This window comes from uncultured Bacteroides sp. (assembly GCF_910586915.1).
Classification (GTDB): domain Bacteria; phylum Bacteroidota; class Bacteroidia; order Bacteroidales; family Bacteroidaceae; genus Bacteroides.
On the sequence record NZ_CAJULN010000011.1, the window covers coordinates 35,647 to 50,802 of the forward strand.

The following is a 15,156-nucleotide window of genomic DNA, read 5'->3' on the forward strand; positions in this document are numbered from 1 at the left end:
TAAAAACTTAACTACATTTCACGATACATCAGCAGTTTCACCAAGTTCTTCAATTCTTTTTTTCTCTCCTCCGCCACTGCCACTGCCGAAAGGCTCTCCATAGCAAGCGTATAATATTCGCGCATCTTGTTTTCGCAGATGTTACGAATATGCAGTTGATTATACAATTCCGTCACTGCTGCTATCTTTTCAGCAGGCTGATAAGTTTCGGCGTTCAGCCAACGTTCCAATTCTTCTTTCTGCTTTACATCCGCACGGTTCAACGCATTGATAAGCATATACGTTTTTTTGTTGCAAAGAATATCACCGCCTATTTTCTTACCGAACACTTCCGGGTCACCATAGACGTCTAACAAATCATCCTGCAACTGGAATGCAATTCCGATCTGCATACCAAAATTATATAGATTATCGGCATCTTCGGCAGTCGCTCCCGCCAGGATAGCACCGATTTTGAGGCTGCCTGCCAGCAACACAGCCGTTTTCAATCGAATCATTTCAATATATTCATCCTCGGTGACATCACAACGGGACTCAAACTCCATATCCAACTGCTGTCCTTCACATATTTCGAGTGTAGTCAGCCCGAACAGTTCCATCACCTCTTTCAAATGTTCCATTGGACACGCTGTCATGTATCGGAATGCTAAAATCAGCATAGCGTCTCCCGACAGTACGGCAGCGTTATCGTTCCATACTTTGTGCACGGTCGGTTTTCCCCTACGCATATCCGAACGGTCCATCAAATCATCATGCAGCAACGTATGGTTATGATATACTTCGATAGCTACAGCTGGATCATAGATAGAGGCTACATCTTCACGATACAAGTTATAGGCCATCAGCATCAATACGGGACGTATCCGCTTCCCCCCTAAAGAAAGGATATACTCAATCGGTTCATAAAGCCCTTCCGGCGTCCGAGTAAACTGTATTTCTGAAATATGATTATTTATTTTATCAAGTAATTGAGAAGCTGTGAACATGATGGATGAAAAATATTAATGAATGAAAAAAAGAGGCTGCTTGTGGCAGCCTCTCAAATTATAGTATTACAAATTACTGCAATCTGAACATTACGGGCACTGTAAATTTAACACGCACCGGTTTACCGCGCTGCATACCCGGTTTCCACTTCGGCATGGCATTTATCACACGGAGAGCTTCTTTATCCAGATACGGGTCAACGCTACGTACAACTTTCGCGTCTACAATACTACCGTCTTTGTTGACAACGAACTGTACGATAACACGTCCTTGAGTTCCGTTTTCCTGTGCGATAGTCGGATATTTGATATTCTTAGCCAAATATTGCATCAAAGCTGACTGTCCACCGTCAAATTCCGGCATATTTTCTACAACTTCGAAAATTGTCTGTTCTTCCGGCTCTTCTTCAACAACCTGCACAGGCACGTATTTTACTTCTACCGGAGCAACATTATCTTCGTTGATAATGGTTGTTGTTTCCTCAATATCCGCTTTGTCGTCCACAATTTCCAGCAATTCTGCTACTTTCGGAGCTTCGGGCGGCGGCGGAGTCGCTTGTTCAGGGGTTTCGGTAATAGGAATAATTTCCTCTTCAAACACAACGTCAGCTACTGCCTGGCTTGTATCAATTTTCACGTCACGCTGAGTCCATTCGAACGCTACGAACATGAAAGCCAATACCACCACGTAACCAACGAGCAGCCATGTAGACTTCTTGCCTTCCAAGTCCGCTTTCGGTGATTTTTTAACTTCCATAAAAATAATTAATATAATGATTAATAAAAAAGTGTCTTTTCACGTGTCTTTGGGCAAATATAGCGCATTTTCGGTTAACAGCTCATTTCTTCTTCTTTTTTTATCTTGCTTTTTAGTTTTTTTAATCCTTTCATGCTTATTCCACTCTTTTTTAGACGGAACGTTCGGTCTATTTTCAAAATAAGCGTATCTTTGGCACACAATTTAAATGAACTGAATATGAAAAAGATAGTAATAGCAGTCGACGGTTTTTCCTCTTGCGGGAAAAGTACTATGGCCAAAGAGCTCGCCCGTGAAGTAGGATACATTTACATTGACAGCGGAGCCATGTACCGTGCGGTCACCTTATATAGTATGGAGAACGGGATTTTCGACGGCGATGTCATAGACGCGGAAAAACTGAAAAACGAAATCAGGAATATTCATATTTCCTTCCGTCTGAATCCTGAGACGGGACGTCCGGACACTTACCTCAACGACAGGAATGTAGAAAACAAAATCCGTACAATGGAAGTATCGTCTAAGGTGAGCCTTATCAGTGCGCTCGACTTTGTGCGCGAAGCAATGGTAGCCCAACAGCAGGCAATGGGAAAGGAGAAAGGAATCGTGATGGACGGCAGAGACATCGGAACCACAGTTTTTCCAGAAGCCGAATTGAAAATATTCGTAACCGCCACACCGGAAGTCCGTGCCCAGCGCCGCTATGACGAATTGAAAGCAAAAGGACAGGAAGCCAGTTTCGATGAAATACTGGAGAACGTGAAGCAACGGGACTATATCGACCAGAACCGTGAAGTAAGTCCGTTGCGCAAAGCCGAAGACGCAATCCTGTTGGACAACACAGATTTGACCATCGAACAGCAGAAGAAGTGGCTGTCCGAGCTATTCAATAAAGTAAGCAAATAGCTTTCCGTTCTGTATGACGCATGATATAAGCAGTTTTCTGTTATGATTAAGGTAGAAATAGACGAAGGCTCTGGTTTCTGTTTTGGGGTAGTGACCGCCATTCATAAAGCAGAAGAGGAACTGGCAAAAGGAGAAACGCTTTATTGCCTGGGAGATATTGTACACAACAGCCGTGAAGTGGACAGACTGAAAGCGATGGGATTAATCACCATTAACCACGAGGAATTCGAGCAGCTACGGAATGCAAAGGTGCTGCTCAGAGCACACGGGGAACCTCCGGAAACGTATATGATTGCCCGCAAAAATAATATCGAGATTATCGATGCTACCTGCCCCGTAGTACTGCGTTTGCAGAAGCGCATCAAGCAAGAGTTTCTGCAAGACAAAAACCAAGAGACGCAAATTGTCATATACGGAAAAAACGGCCATGCCGAAGTGCTCGGGCTGGTGGGGCAGACAGACGGCAAAGCGATTGTCATCGAAAAAGCAGAGGAAGCGAAGAAACTGGATTTAAGCAAGAACATCCGGCTTTTCTCGCAGACAACGAAATCGCTCGACGAATTCCAGGAGATTGTGGAATATATCAAAAAGCATATTTCGCCGAGTGCGACTTTCAAGTATTACGACACGATTTGCCGCCAAGTTGCCAACCGTATGCCCAAGCTCAGGGAGTTTGCGGCTGCGCACGACCTGATATTCTTCGTCAGCGGGAAGAAAAGCTCGAACGGAAAGATGCTGTTTGAGGAGTGCCTGAAAGTAAATCCGAACTCACACTTGATAGACAACGAAAAGGAGATAGACGCTTCTTTGCTCCGAAACGTACTGTCAATTGGTGTATGCGGGGCTACGTCAACTCCCAAATGGCTGATGGAAAAGGTGTACAGCCAGATTCAAACGCTGATAAATAAGGAGTGACAGCAAGCAACAGATTAAGAATAAAAAGAAAGCATTACGCAGCTCTTTGAAGTTTTTATCGTACATTTGTCGCATCAAACTAATTAATGAAAAGATTGGATATGGGAACAGTAAAGTGTATCGGAATTCTGACTTCCGGAGGTGATGCTCCGGGAATGAACGCTGCCATACGTGCCGTGACACGTGCAGCCATCTACAACGGACTACAAGTGAAAGGTATATATAGAGGATACAAAGGCCTGGTGACGGGTGAAATCAAAGAATTCAAAAGCCAGAACGTAAGTAACATCATCCAGTTGGGCGGTACTATTCTGAAAACCGCCCGTTGCAAGGAGTTCACCACTCCCGAAGGACGGCAACTTGCCTACGACAACATGAAGAAAGAGGGTATCGACGCCCTGGTTGTTATCGGCGGCGACGGCTCGTTGACAGGCGCCCGCGTCTTCGCGCAGGAATTCGATATCCCCTGCATCGGACTGCCGGGAACGATTGACAACGACCTTTACGGAACAGATACGACCATCGGTTACGACACCGCACTGAACACAATTCTGGATGCAGTGGATAAAATTCGCGACACAGCCACTTCGCACGAGCGCCTGTTCTTTGTGGAAGTAATGGGACGCGATGCAGGTTTTCTTGCGCTGAACGGAGCGATTGCTTCGGGTGCCGAAGCAGCCATCATCCCTGAGTTCAACACCGAAGTCGACCAACTGGAAGAATTCATCAAGAACGGATTCCGCAAATCAAAGAACAGCAGCATCGTGTTGGTAGCCGAAAGCGAACTGACAGGCGGTGCCATGCATTATGCGGAACGTGTCAAGAACGAATATCCTCAATACGACGTACGTGTGACCATCCTCGGACACTTGCAGCGTGGAGGAAGTCCTACCGCCCACGACCGTATTCTGGCAAGCCGCTTAGGCGCAGCAGCCATCGATGCTATTATGGAAGACCAACGCAACGTCATGATTGGCATTGACCATGATGAAATCGTTTATGTACCGTTCAGCAAAGCTATCAAAAACGACAAGCCGGTGAAGAAAGAATTGGTAAATGTACTGAAAGCACTTTCAATCTAACAACCGCAACTCCATGCTGCTCCTTTTGTAAAGAGCACCCGCCCAAACGAAACAATAGGTGAATACACATTCATGATATGATATGGTGTATTCACCTATTATTTTATCTTGGCGGAACAAAGCAGTTTTCATACCAAACTTACGTCAGGCAGAGTAACCGTGCGGCAATCGCACTCCACTCTACCGTTATCTTTCGCGCAATCGACTAACAATAAAGTTGTTCCTTATCATAGACAAACTTGTCGGAGCGTATCAACCATCTTTCTTTTCATCAATTACAAACTATAAATGCAAGTTTCGTTTTTATAAATGAAACCTTCGTTTATAAAAATGAAGGCTTCGTTTTTATAAACGAAGGTTGCGTTTATAGATTATGAACAATCGAACGGGACTTTATATGTAACCACTGAGAAGTTGGTTATTGGGTTGTAGCAACTTTATCACCGTAAGTTTGAGCTCTTTGAACATAACGACAATCGCTAAAATGCAGTTGTTCTTCTCAGCCGGCCGAATGTCCGTAGGAACTAACCGCGCATCCGCTTCTTTATCCACAGGTAATAACCGGTCAAGGGCAATGCGGCACCTATCAAAGCGGCGATAAAAGCAAGAATCCGAGTAGGCATTCCACCCCAGTTGCCGACGTGTATGGAGTAAATCCAGCCGCGAATCTTCGCCGACTTGTCCTGGTACTGATAAAGACTTATGTCCGTGAACTCACCGTTGTCCGTACGGAACGAATAACGGTCGGATGCACGCCGGTTGCCGAAACGGTCGAAAGAGACGCTTGCCGTGCCGGAAGATATGCTGATTTGCTTGTACTCCGGATTCTGAAGGCGAAGTTTATCGTAGACTTCCTGCCAATGGGCGAAAGGCGAAGCGACCGCTTGCGTATCCTTACGGGTGGTGGGATTCTGCGGATACGCTCCGCGTTCCCGAGTATGTGCAGGCTGACGCACTTCTGCACCGAACACTTTATAAAAGGCAGTCCGATACCAGAGGAAAGACCACGTCAATCCCGTCAACGACATGGCCAAAAGAAAGAGCAGAGCATACATTCCACCTGCCACGTGCAGGTCGTACCAAAATCGTCTCCACCCTTTTGCCGCCGATATTTTCAGACTGTTTTTCAATGCACGGCGCGTACGCGGCCACCAAACGAAAACTCCCGAAATCAACACAAAGACAAACATCAGGGTGCTGAGCCCCACAATCATCTTTCCCCAAAACACTCCTCCGTTGCCGGGGGGCGCGCTGTCGAGCAACCAACGGTGCATCCGGAACATATACATGAAAAAGCCGTTGCGCCCGCTCTTTCCTTTTACTTCACCCGTATACTGGTCTACATATACAGACGCATGACGTGGTTTGGAAAGGATAATCTGATAGGCACGTCGAGCATCGGAAGAAATATGAACACTGGCCACGGTTACACTGTCGGGCAGCGTAGCTGCTACTTTTTCGAGCAACTGCCCGACCGGAAGCGGTCTCTCTCCTACTGTTTCCACATAATAAAGATGGCGGCGAGAGAGTTCGTACACTTCATTCTCGAACACCAGCATAGCGCCGGAGAAACAGATAAGGGTGATTATCACTCCGAAAGGGATGGAAAGCCACAAATGTATCTTTTTAAATACTTTTCTCATGGTTATTGCTTCAAAAGAGGTTTCATTTTACCTACTGTAGTGATAGCATCGGCCTCTACCGTCAGCCCTTTGACTGCCTTTCCTGTCCTTGTGTCGATTTTATAGAAGGCAGGTTTCTCTCCGGTAGTCACACTGACAGCCATATACGCATAACCGTTCTCTCCGTAAGGCTCGCCGCCGAACTTTCCGTCGGCAGGCAGGCCAGTGACAGGAATAATCGTTTTATCTTCCGCCTTAAAGACAGCCAGTTCGCTGACATCCGCATTCTTACCGCCGTTAATCATATCGTCCACTCCTTTTCTATATAGTTGAAGCAGGAAGTAATCGCCGGAAATAGGCCAGCAACGGAAAACAGGATGTCCCGTTCCCGTCTCTTCAAAGTTTACATAATAATCGGGGTCGAAATCCGTTTCACCGGCTTTGATACGCACAACGCCCGATGGATTCTTCCCTGTCACCTTCTTCAAATCGCCGGAAGAAACGGCCGTGCGTCCGTAGCCAGAAGAAAAAAGATACACATCGCCATTATCGGCAGCCCAAATAGTCTGGTAGTATTGCGAACGCATACGACCACACGCATAACCTATTTTATCTGTCGTAGCAATCACGGGGGGCTCGTTGAAATCGGCGCCATTGTAAATTGCCACATAAGCATTGTCCGGATATTGCGTGGAAGGAATGACGCCTGCCGTATAGGCACTGCTGCCGCTACCGCCGTCGGTTTTGGTGATAAGTTCGCTGTCGGTCACCTTATCGGGCCATTGCCTGAGACTGTATCGACTCATTCCCATCGGAATGACTGAGGTGTAAATCCGGTTGTTGGCTTCTACCAGTCCTGCCCATGTTACTTTTTCACCATTACCCAAAAAATTTTCGGCAATCAGAGTACCCTCTTCTTGCGAACCGTCGGTTGCATCCAAATAATTGAACAGTAATGCTTGGGCTATATTCTGTTCATCATCCACCAGCTTTGAATCTCCAGTGGAGACAGTCACCACTTTGTCTCTCCATGTCCCGTAGGATGTAATACGATTGTACGTATAGGTATAGCGCTCTTTCATTTTGCCGTCGGTGCCCAAATAGTAGGACGCTCCCGTACCTGCACCGCCTTTATTATAGACAAGAGCAAATACATAATCCAAACCTTTATATACCCAATAGGTACCTCCAATCACTTCGGTTCCGTTGCCTTCGGTCGAAACCGTTCCTTCGTCGAGCGAGTTGGCTGTCAGCAAATAGCTGGTCTCGCCTACTGTAGCAGCTACTACATAAGCTGTTTTTCCGTTGTCCGAAGAGGTATTTGCCGGCACATCGGCCCCATCGCAAGATGCAGCAAACATACTGCCGCTCAAACACAACGCTGCGGTAAAAGCGCGTTGCAAAAACTTTTTTTCCATCTTATTTCTCTCTTATTGGTTTATATTGAATACTTAACTGCACTATTTTCCAAACACGACTCTGAACTTCCCGTAAAATGCACGTCCCGCCTTTTGCAGACTGAAATTGTCAAACAAGCGGGCGTCTGTGAAATTCCGGCACTCAAACGATAGGTTGTAGCGCCCGTTCCGTATGCTATAGGCCAAAGACAGATTATGAGAAAACTGTTCGGGAACTCTGTTTTTCGAATCTTTGTCGCCAATGTTCTCCCAGTAAAGAGGAAATTCATGTTGCCAATAGCTATCGTAACCTATCGTCAGCATATTCCCCTTTGCAAACAGGTCATTCCAATGGAAATCGGCATTTATATTGGCGTAGCGATAAGGGAGATTGGGCATACGCACCTTATAATGCATACTTTCCTGCAAAGAGGCGCCCGCCAAATATTTTTCATTATCGCGGGTGTCGACACTATTGAACGTGCCGCCTACATCGAACCAGTGCGAGAAACTGTAAAGCAATGACAAATTATATCCTTTAGTCTTCACATGACCGTGATTCTCATAGTATCCGTAACTCGTTCCCCCGAATACATCCAATCCTCTTTTGATGTAATCTTTCGTATCCCGATATATCAAGCCTGCTTCGGCATATACTCCGTGTCGGCCGAATTGGCGATTATAGCTGAGACTGAGATTCAGGTTGTCACTTTTCTCCGGTTTCAGATTTACCTTGCCGGCTTCCAAGTCTTCATCGCCAAACAGTTCGTCTGTCGTGGGAAGCCGGAACGCCTTCTCATAAGAAAGTTTCAACTGAAAACCGTTCCACAAGAAATATGTGCCCGCAGCACCGTATCCGAAAGCGCTTACCGCATTGGATGCATTCACATAATTGCCTATCCCATCCGCATTCTGCGACACCGGCCCTCTGTTGTATTGCCGGTAGTGCTTGGCAAAAGCCGAAAGGTTCCATTTATCCGACGGCATGAGGCGATAGGAAAGACCACTGACATTCTTCCGGGTAATTTTAGGAATAGTAAAATCGGTCAATTGGAACGAGGCACCGATGACAGAACGGCTTGTCCGCTCAAAATCACTTACTACATGACTGAAGGTAAATGTATGCACCTCTCCGATGTGATAGTTCATTTTCAACGTTCCGTTCCAGTTCTTGTTTTCAGATTCGCTATTCTGGTAAGACTGCTCTCCCCGACTTTCTCTCTCGTAAAACTCGCCACGCCAGTTGTAGGCCCTCGAAGCGGTATCGACATGATTGGTGAAGTTGTGGTTATAATCGGCCGTGAGCTGCAAATCCAGATTCTTCACAAACAGGTTCTTCTTATAGTATTCCAACGAAGGAACCCATGAATATCCCCGGCGGAACTTCTCGCCGAACACGACATCTTGATAAACCCCGGTTTGTATCTCTTTGCAGAAACGGGAATAATTGAAATTCAAAGCCAATCTGTCTGCCCACTTCTTTCCTGTCACCCCGATTTTTCCAATCACCGCTTCGTTGTGATATTGGTCGTTGAAGCGTTTCAAACGATAAATCTTACTTTTGTCGAGCGGGGGAAAACGTACACTTCCATCCTCTTTGATTTCAAAATCGCGTACATAAGTATCTACATAGTAATCATTGTCCGAGAAGTTCTGAAAAGCGTTTACCTCATACATGAAACCATTCTTGAATGTCTGCCCGAAACGCACAGATGACTTATGAGTATTGAATGAACCGTAAGAGTAGGAAGCATCCATAAACCACTTTCCGGACTGCCTGTTGGTGACGATATTAACCACGCCACCGATAGCATCCGTACCGAATCCAACCGGAACCACTCCTTTATATACCTCAATACGGTTTGCATAGTCGATAGGTATATTGTTCAAATCGAACGCGGTTCCGGCTTTGTCCTGAGGTATGCCATCGATGAAAATCTTTATATGTCTCCCGCTAAAACCGTCGATATACAGTTGCATATCGGAACCTACTCCCCCGCTTTCACGAAGTTTCACTCCCGGCACCTTCGTCAGCGCACCAGCCAACGTCTGCGTACTGTTATGCAATTTCTTCGCATCAACCGCCACTGCATTGAAAGCCGACTTATTCACCCGTCCGACTCCGGAAGTGGTCACCACTACCTCTGCCAGCTCTTTCACTTCGGGCGCAATGGTGACATCGACTTTTATCTCTTTCCCTCCGAACAGTTCAATCTTCTTCTCCACAGTCTGATAGCCGACAGCCGAAACGACAAGTGTATATTCACCTTCCGCCGCTTTCAGATGATAAATTCCTTTTTCATCCGTATAGCTACCATGACTCGTCCCTTTCAGACAGACGGTCGCAAAATCCACCGCTTCCTTCTCCACAGACATTACCCTGCCCGAAATCATACCGGTATGATGACGACTTGTTTGTGAACAGACTGGTACGGAGAACAAGAATGTCAGAAAAACAAAAAAACATTTATGAATCATCTTCTTTTTACTTTATACCTTTTTTCAATCTTTAAAAAGCGATGCAAAGGTACGCAGAAACGGAAGTGCGAAACAATCCCTATCTATCGGTAAAAACAAGACAGCAGAACCAAAACGTATGAATATAGACAATACCTAAATATGAGTATTTCCAATACAAACTGACATTCAGATTTATCTTTATCAACGCTTCTTTATCGGAATATAAGCCACATCTTCAAGAACGTTTTTATAAGCAGGACGAATGATGCGCTTACCATCGAAAGTCAGCTCTTCATTGCGGTGTGCACACCAACCCACAATGCGCGCCATTGCAAACAAAGGGGTGAAAATCTCCTGCGGCAACCCAATCATCTCGTAGACAAAGCCGGAGTAGAAGTCGATGTTACTGGAAACCGTCTTTCCGTTGTTCTTGATGCGCCCGAAAGTGGCGATGGCACGTTCTTCCAACAGTTCGAGAAAAGCAAACTCACGCTCTCTGCCTTTCTCTCGGGCAAGTTCGCAGGCAAGCTCTTTCAATAAGATTGCACGAGGATCGGAAATGGTATAAACAGCGTGACCGATACCGTAGATTAATCCGGTCTTGTTATACACCTCTTTGTTGAGCATACGGGTGAAGTACGTATCTATCTCATCTACACTGGTCCAGTCTTCGATATTTTCTTTCAAATGACGGAACATATCGGCCACCTGAATATTGGCACCGCCGTGGAGCGGACCTTTCAGCGAACCGATACCTGCGGCAATGGCCGAATAAGTATCCGTCCCAGTAGAAGAAGTGACGCGGACGGTAAAGGTAGAGTTATTACCACCGCCATGCTCTGCCTGAAGAATCAACAGCAGGTCGAGGGTACGGGCTTCCAGTTGAGTATAATCCTTCTTCAGCATATACAGGAAGTTTTCGGCAATGGATAACTTTTCCTGCGGATGACGGATATGCAGAGAACGTCCGAAGGTGGCGTGCCGAAGCATATTGTAGGCATAGGCAATGATGGTCGGGAACTTTGAAATAAGCTCAATGCTCTGACGCATCAGATTGTCGCGTGAGGTATCATCCGCATTCGCATCAAAACGATACATCTCAAGTACGCTGCGCGAAAGAATATTCATGATGTTATTGCCTTCCAGTTCGATAATATTCATTTTCGTCTTCTGCTCCAACGGCATATTGTCGTTAATCAGTTCGCAGAAAGAGAGCAACTCTTCTTTATCGGGCAGACGACCAGAAAGCAACAGGTAGGCCACCTCTTCAAAGCCGAAACGTTTCTCTTTAATAATGGCATGAGAAATATCTTCCACATCATAGCCACGATAAAACAGTTTGCCCGGTATGGGCTTCAGTCCACCACCCGGGATGCGTTCGTAGCCTACCACATTGCCGATTTTAGTCAGGCCTACCAAAACTCCCGTACCGTCTTCGTTACGCAACCCGCGTTTCACATCAAACTTGGAGAAGAGCTCATTATCCATCCGGGTAGCTTCCTTCATCTCTTCGGAAAGTTTGTAAATCACATATTCTTTCTTCATGGTTTCTTCTTTTTTTATTCATTACTTTTCTATTCGTTCCACTATTTCGCGTGTAAACACGGAAGTCGGGAGAGGGGTTCCATTTGGCATAAAGCGAGCCAGGTCGTGTGTGGCACAAGCCTCCAGGAAACTTTGTTCCAAAGATTTTTCAATCAGAGTTGCCGGTTCTTTCCATCCCAAATATTCGAGCATCATCACTGCCGAAAGTATAATGGAACAAGGGTTCGCCACATCTTTTCCGGCAATGTCCGGGGCAGTTCCGTGAGTAGCTTCAAAGATGGCATACCCGGTATGGTAGTTGATATTAGCTCCCGGAGCGATACCGATACCTCCTACCATAGCTGCCAATTGGTCGGAAACATAGTCACCGTTCAGGTTCAGCGTTGCTATCACGGAGTATTTTTCAGGCATCAGAAGCGTGTTTTGCAAGAAAGCATCGGCTATGCAATCTTTTATCACCAGTCTTCCATCTGTCAGGGCATCGCCAAATTCTCGCTGCGCCAGTTCATATCCCCATTTCTTGAAACTACCTTCGGTAAACTTCATGATATTTCCTTTGTGTACCAATGTTACAGAAGGCAGATGATGGTGGAGCGCATACTGGCAGGCAGCCCGTACAAGACGTTCCGTACCCTCCTTCGATACGGGTTTCACACCGAAAGAGGAGGTTTCCGGAAAACGGACTTCGGTCACTCCCATTCCGTCTTTCAGAAATTTGTAGAACTTCTCCGCTTCCGGAGTTCCAGCCTCCCATTCGATACCGGCATAAATATCTTCCGTATTTTCACGAAACACGCACATATTCACTTTTTCGGGTGCTTTCAACGGCGACTGCACTCCCCGATACCAACGGACGGGACGCAGACAGACATATAAATCGAGCGTCTGCCGCAACGCCACATTCAACGAACGGATACCACTCCCGACAGGAGTTGTCAACGGCCCCTTGATTCCTATCAGGTATTCCCGAAAAGCTTTCATCGTTTCGTCCGGCAACCACGAACCTGTCTCTGCAAAGGCACGTTCGCCCGCCAACACTTCTTTCCATTCGATACGGCGTTTGCCACCATAGGCTTTCCTGACGGCTGCATTTACCACAGCCTGCATGGAAGGAGTCACTTCGGCTCCCACTCCGTCTCCTATAATATAAGGTATAGTAGGCACATCGGGCACTAACAACGTACCGTCCGCTTTCATTGTAATCTTATTCATCCTTATCTGGCATTTAAGGCAGAGCCGGCACGAAACCAGGCAATCTGCTGTTCATTGTATGTATGTTGTACTTCAAAACTCTCTTTCGTCCCGTCGTCGTGATGAAGAACAACGGTCAGGTTCCGCTGCGGAGCAAAGTGCACCAAGCCAAGAACAGAAAAAACATCACGCTCACGAATCTTGTCGTAATCGGCTTTATCGACAAATGTCAAAGCAAGCATCCCTTGTTTTTTCAGATTCGTTTCGTGGATACGGGCAAAACTTTTGGAAAGAATCACACGGACATTCAAGAAACGCGGTTCCATAGCGGCGTGTTCTCGGCTGGAGCCTTCCCCATAGTTCTCTTCGGCAACAACGATAGAGGAAATTCCCTGCGATTTATACATCTTCGCCGTGCCGGAAACCGTTCCGTAGGTATTTGTCAAACGGTTCCAAACGTTATTCGTTGCTCCGTTGAAAGCATTGACGGCTCCCATCAGCATATTATCGGAAATATTCTCCAAATGTCCACGGAAGCGGAGCCACGGACCCGCCATAGAAATATGGTCGGTAGTACATTTGCCCCGGGCTTTGATTAACAACGGTATATTCAGCAGGTCTCTGCCTTCCCAGGCAGGGAAAGGAGTCAGTAGTTGGAGACGTTGGGAACCGGGATTTACTCTGATTTCCGTTTTCGTTCCGTGCGGAGCGATATATCCTTCGTTTCCCTGTGCAAAACCATTCAAAGGCAGTTCTTCTCCAACTGGTTCCGCCAGTTTCACCTTTTCACCGTTTTGGTTCATCAATCTGTCTTTCAAAGGATTGAAGCACAGGTCGCCCGCGATAGTCAACGCCATTGTCAGTTCGGGAGAAGCCACAAAAGCATAAGTATTCGGATTGCCGTCGGCACGCTTGGCGAAGTTACGGTTGAAAGAGGTGACAATGGAGTTCTTCCGCGTCGGGTTGTCCGTCTCACGTTTCCACTGGCCGATACACGGACCACAGGCATTTGCCATGATGGTAGCACCAATCCGTTTAAAAGCACCAATCATTCCATCCCTTTCGGCAGTGGCACGAATCTGTTCCGAACCGGGATTCACAATCAACGGAGCAGCCACACTCAGCTTCTTTTCGACCACCTGCTTCGCCAAAGAAGCGGCACGGCTCAAATCCTGGTAAGAAGAGTTGGTGCACGAACCGATAAGCCCGACTTCCATCTTGCGGGGATAGCCGTTCAGCAATACCTTCTCCGCAAATTTGGAGATAGGCGTGGCGGCGTCGGGAGTGAAAGGGCCGTTGATATAAGGCTCGAGTTCCGACAGGTCGATTTCAATGAGACGGTCATAATATTTTGCAGGTTCGTCCATCACTGCTTCGTCTGCCCGAAGGTCGGCGCCAACGGCTTCTGCCAACCCGGCAACACATTCTCTTCCGGTAGCTTTCAAATAAGTAACCATGCGCTCGTCAAACGGGAAAAGCGAAGCCGTAGCTCCTACTTCGGCGCCCATATTACAAATGGTGGCTTTTCCGGTTGCCGAAAGCGATTCGGTTCCGGAACCGAAATATTCGATAATGGCATTCGTCCCGCCTTTCACGGTAAGCATACCGGCAAGTTTCAAAATAACATCTTTCGGAGAAGCCCATCCGTTCAACTTTCCGGTCAGACGGACACCGATAATCCTGGGTATCTTCAATTCCCACTCCATACCTGTCATCACATCTACTGCATCCGCTCCGCCGACACCGACAGCTACCATACCCAAACCTCCCGCATTGGGAGTATGAGAATCGGTTCCTACCATCATACCACCCGGGAATGCATAGTTTTCAAGTACCACCTGGTGGATAATACCAGCTCCGGGATTCCAAAAACCGATACCGTAGCGGGAAGATACGTCACGAAGGAAGTCGTACACTTCTTCGTTGGTCGTTCTTGCCGTGGCAATGTCTTCCTTCGCACCTTTATAGGCTTGTATCAAATGGTCACAATGCACCGTAGAGGGTACTGCCACCCGGTCTTTGCCCGCATTCATAAATTGAAGCAGAGCCATTTGGGCAGTAGCGTCCTGCATCGCCACCCGGTCGGGGCGGAAATTTACATAATCTTCTCCCCGCTTGTACTCCTTCACACCGGTCGTCTCATAAAGATGCGTGTACAAGATTTTTTCAGTCAGCGTCAAAGGGCGTTTCAATACAGCCCGCACGTGTTCCAGCTTTCCTTTATAGGCAGCGTAGAAGGCCTCTAACATAGTTACATCATATACCATATCACTTTTCATTTTATTTAATCCATCT

11 protein-coding genes are annotated in these 15,156 nt (G+C 46.7%); 3 read left to right on the plus strand and 8 right to left on the minus strand.

Translation table 11 applies throughout. From position 1 onward, the window contains the following. Nucleotides 1-11: 11 nt before the first annotated feature. Nucleotides 12-986: a polyprenyl synthetase family protein gene (locus tag QZ331_RS06280; protein ID WP_294629026.1), complete on the minus strand. Its 975-nt coding sequence runs from the start codon at nt 984-986 to the stop codon at nt 12-14. Nucleotides 987-1,059: 73 nt separating this feature from the next. Next, nucleotides 1,060-1,743: an energy transducer TonB gene (locus QZ331_RS06285; protein ID WP_294629027.1), complete on the minus strand. Its 684-nt coding sequence runs from the start codon at nt 1,741-1,743 to the stop codon at nt 1,060-1,062. 132 nt (nt 1,744-1,875) lie between these two features. On the opposite strand from QZ331_RS06285, the gene cmk reads away from it, so the two are divergent. The 3 genes from cmk to pfkA all read left to right on the plus strand — a co-directional run bounded on the left by cmk (nt 1,876) and on the right by pfkA (nt 4,646). Then, on the plus strand, nt 1,876-2,649 hold the full coding sequence (cmk, locus tag QZ331_RS06290; protein WP_294629028.1) for a (d)CMP kinase: 774 nt from the start codon (nt 1,876-1,878) through the stop codon (nt 2,647-2,649). A 42-nt stretch (nt 2,650-2,691) separates the two neighbouring features. After that, nucleotides 2,692-3,564, plus strand: a complete 873-nt coding sequence (locus QZ331_RS06295) for a 4-hydroxy-3-methylbut-2-enyl diphosphate reductase (protein WP_294629030.1) — start codon at nt 2,692-2,694, stop codon at nt 3,562-3,564. 101 nt (nt 3,565-3,665) lie between these two features. After that, nucleotides 3,666-4,646, plus strand: a complete 981-nt coding sequence (gene pfkA / locus QZ331_RS06300; RefSeq protein WP_294629032.1) for a 6-phosphofructokinase — start codon at nt 3,666-3,668, stop codon at nt 4,644-4,646. A 524-nt stretch (nt 4,647-5,170) separates the two neighbouring features. Here pfkA and QZ331_RS06305 read toward each other — a convergent pair. The 6 genes from QZ331_RS06305 to QZ331_RS06330 form a co-directional block, all read right to left on the minus strand. Beyond that, nucleotides 5,171-6,289, minus strand: coding sequence for a PepSY-associated TM helix domain-containing protein (locus tag QZ331_RS06305; protein ID WP_294629033.1), 1,119 nt, complete (start codon nt 6,287-6,289; stop codon nt 5,171-5,173). A gap of 2 nt (nt 6,290-6,291) precedes the next feature. After that, entirely contained in the window at nt 6,292-7,686 is a 1,395-nt protein-coding gene (locus tag QZ331_RS06310) for a DUF4374 domain-containing protein (RefSeq protein ID WP_294629035.1), read from the minus strand. Nucleotides 7,687-7,728: 42 nt separating this feature from the next. Next, on the minus strand, nt 7,729-10,143 hold the full coding sequence (locus QZ331_RS06315; protein ID WP_294629037.1) for a TonB-dependent receptor: 2,415 nt from the start codon (nt 10,141-10,143) through the stop codon (nt 7,729-7,731). Nucleotides 10,144-10,326: 183 nt separating this feature from the next. Then, on the minus strand, nt 10,327-11,670 hold the full coding sequence (locus QZ331_RS06320) for a citrate/2-methylcitrate synthase (protein ID WP_294629039.1): 1,344 nt from the start codon (nt 11,668-11,670) through the stop codon (nt 10,327-10,329). A gap of 21 nt (nt 11,671-11,691) precedes the next feature. After that, complete coding sequence (icd, locus tag QZ331_RS06325) at nt 11,692-12,882, minus strand: NADP-dependent isocitrate dehydrogenase (protein ID WP_294629041.1); 1,191 nt, start codon at nt 12,880-12,882, stop codon at nt 11,692-11,694. A 2-nt stretch (nt 12,883-12,884) separates the two neighbouring features. Beyond that, nucleotides 12,885-15,128, minus strand: a complete 2,244-nt coding sequence (locus QZ331_RS06330) for an aconitate hydratase (protein ID WP_294629095.1) — start codon at nt 15,126-15,128, stop codon at nt 12,885-12,887. Nucleotides 15,129-15,156 lie beyond the last annotated feature (28 nt).

What these genes read in the sequence shown, in the direction of transcription:
- icd (WP_294629041.1), bottom strand. Translation starts at nt 12,882, where the DNA reads ATGAATAAGATTACAATGAAAGCGGACGGTACGTTGTTAGTGCCCGAT.
- QZ331_RS06310 (WP_294629035.1), bottom strand. Translation starts at nt 7,686, where the DNA reads ATGGAAAAAAAGTTTTTGCAACGCGCTTTTACCGCAGCGTTGTGTTTG.
- cmk (WP_294629028.1), top strand. Translation starts at nt 1,876, where the DNA reads ATGCTTATTCCACTCTTTTTTAGACGGAACGTTCGGTCTATTTTCAAA.
- QZ331_RS06315 (WP_294629037.1), bottom strand. Translation starts at nt 10,143, where the DNA reads ATGATTCATAAATGTTTTTTTGTTTTTCTGACATTCTTGTTCTCCGTA.
- QZ331_RS06305 (WP_294629033.1), bottom strand. Translation starts at nt 6,289, where the DNA reads ATGAGAAAAGTATTTAAAAAGATACATTTGTGGCTTTCCATCCCTTTC.
- QZ331_RS06285 (WP_294629027.1), bottom strand. Translation starts at nt 1,743, where the DNA reads ATGGAAGTTAAAAAATCACCGAAAGCGGACTTGGAAGGCAAGAAGTCT.
- QZ331_RS06295 (WP_294629030.1), top strand. Translation starts at nt 2,692, where the DNA reads ATGATTAAGGTAGAAATAGACGAAGGCTCTGGTTTCTGTTTTGGGGTA.
- QZ331_RS06330 (WP_294629095.1), bottom strand. Translation starts at nt 15,128, where the DNA reads ATGGTATATGATGTAACTATGTTAGAGGCCTTCTACGCTGCCTATAAA.
- QZ331_RS06320 (WP_294629039.1), bottom strand. Translation starts at nt 11,670, where the DNA reads ATGAAGAAAGAATATGTGATTTACAAACTTTCCGAAGAGATGAAGGAA.
- QZ331_RS06280 (WP_294629026.1), bottom strand. Translation starts at nt 986, where the DNA reads ATGTTCACAGCTTCTCAATTACTTGATAAAATAAATAATCATATTTCA.
- pfkA (WP_294629032.1), top strand. Translation starts at nt 3,666, where the DNA reads ATGGGAACAGTAAAGTGTATCGGAATTCTGACTTCCGGAGGTGATGCT.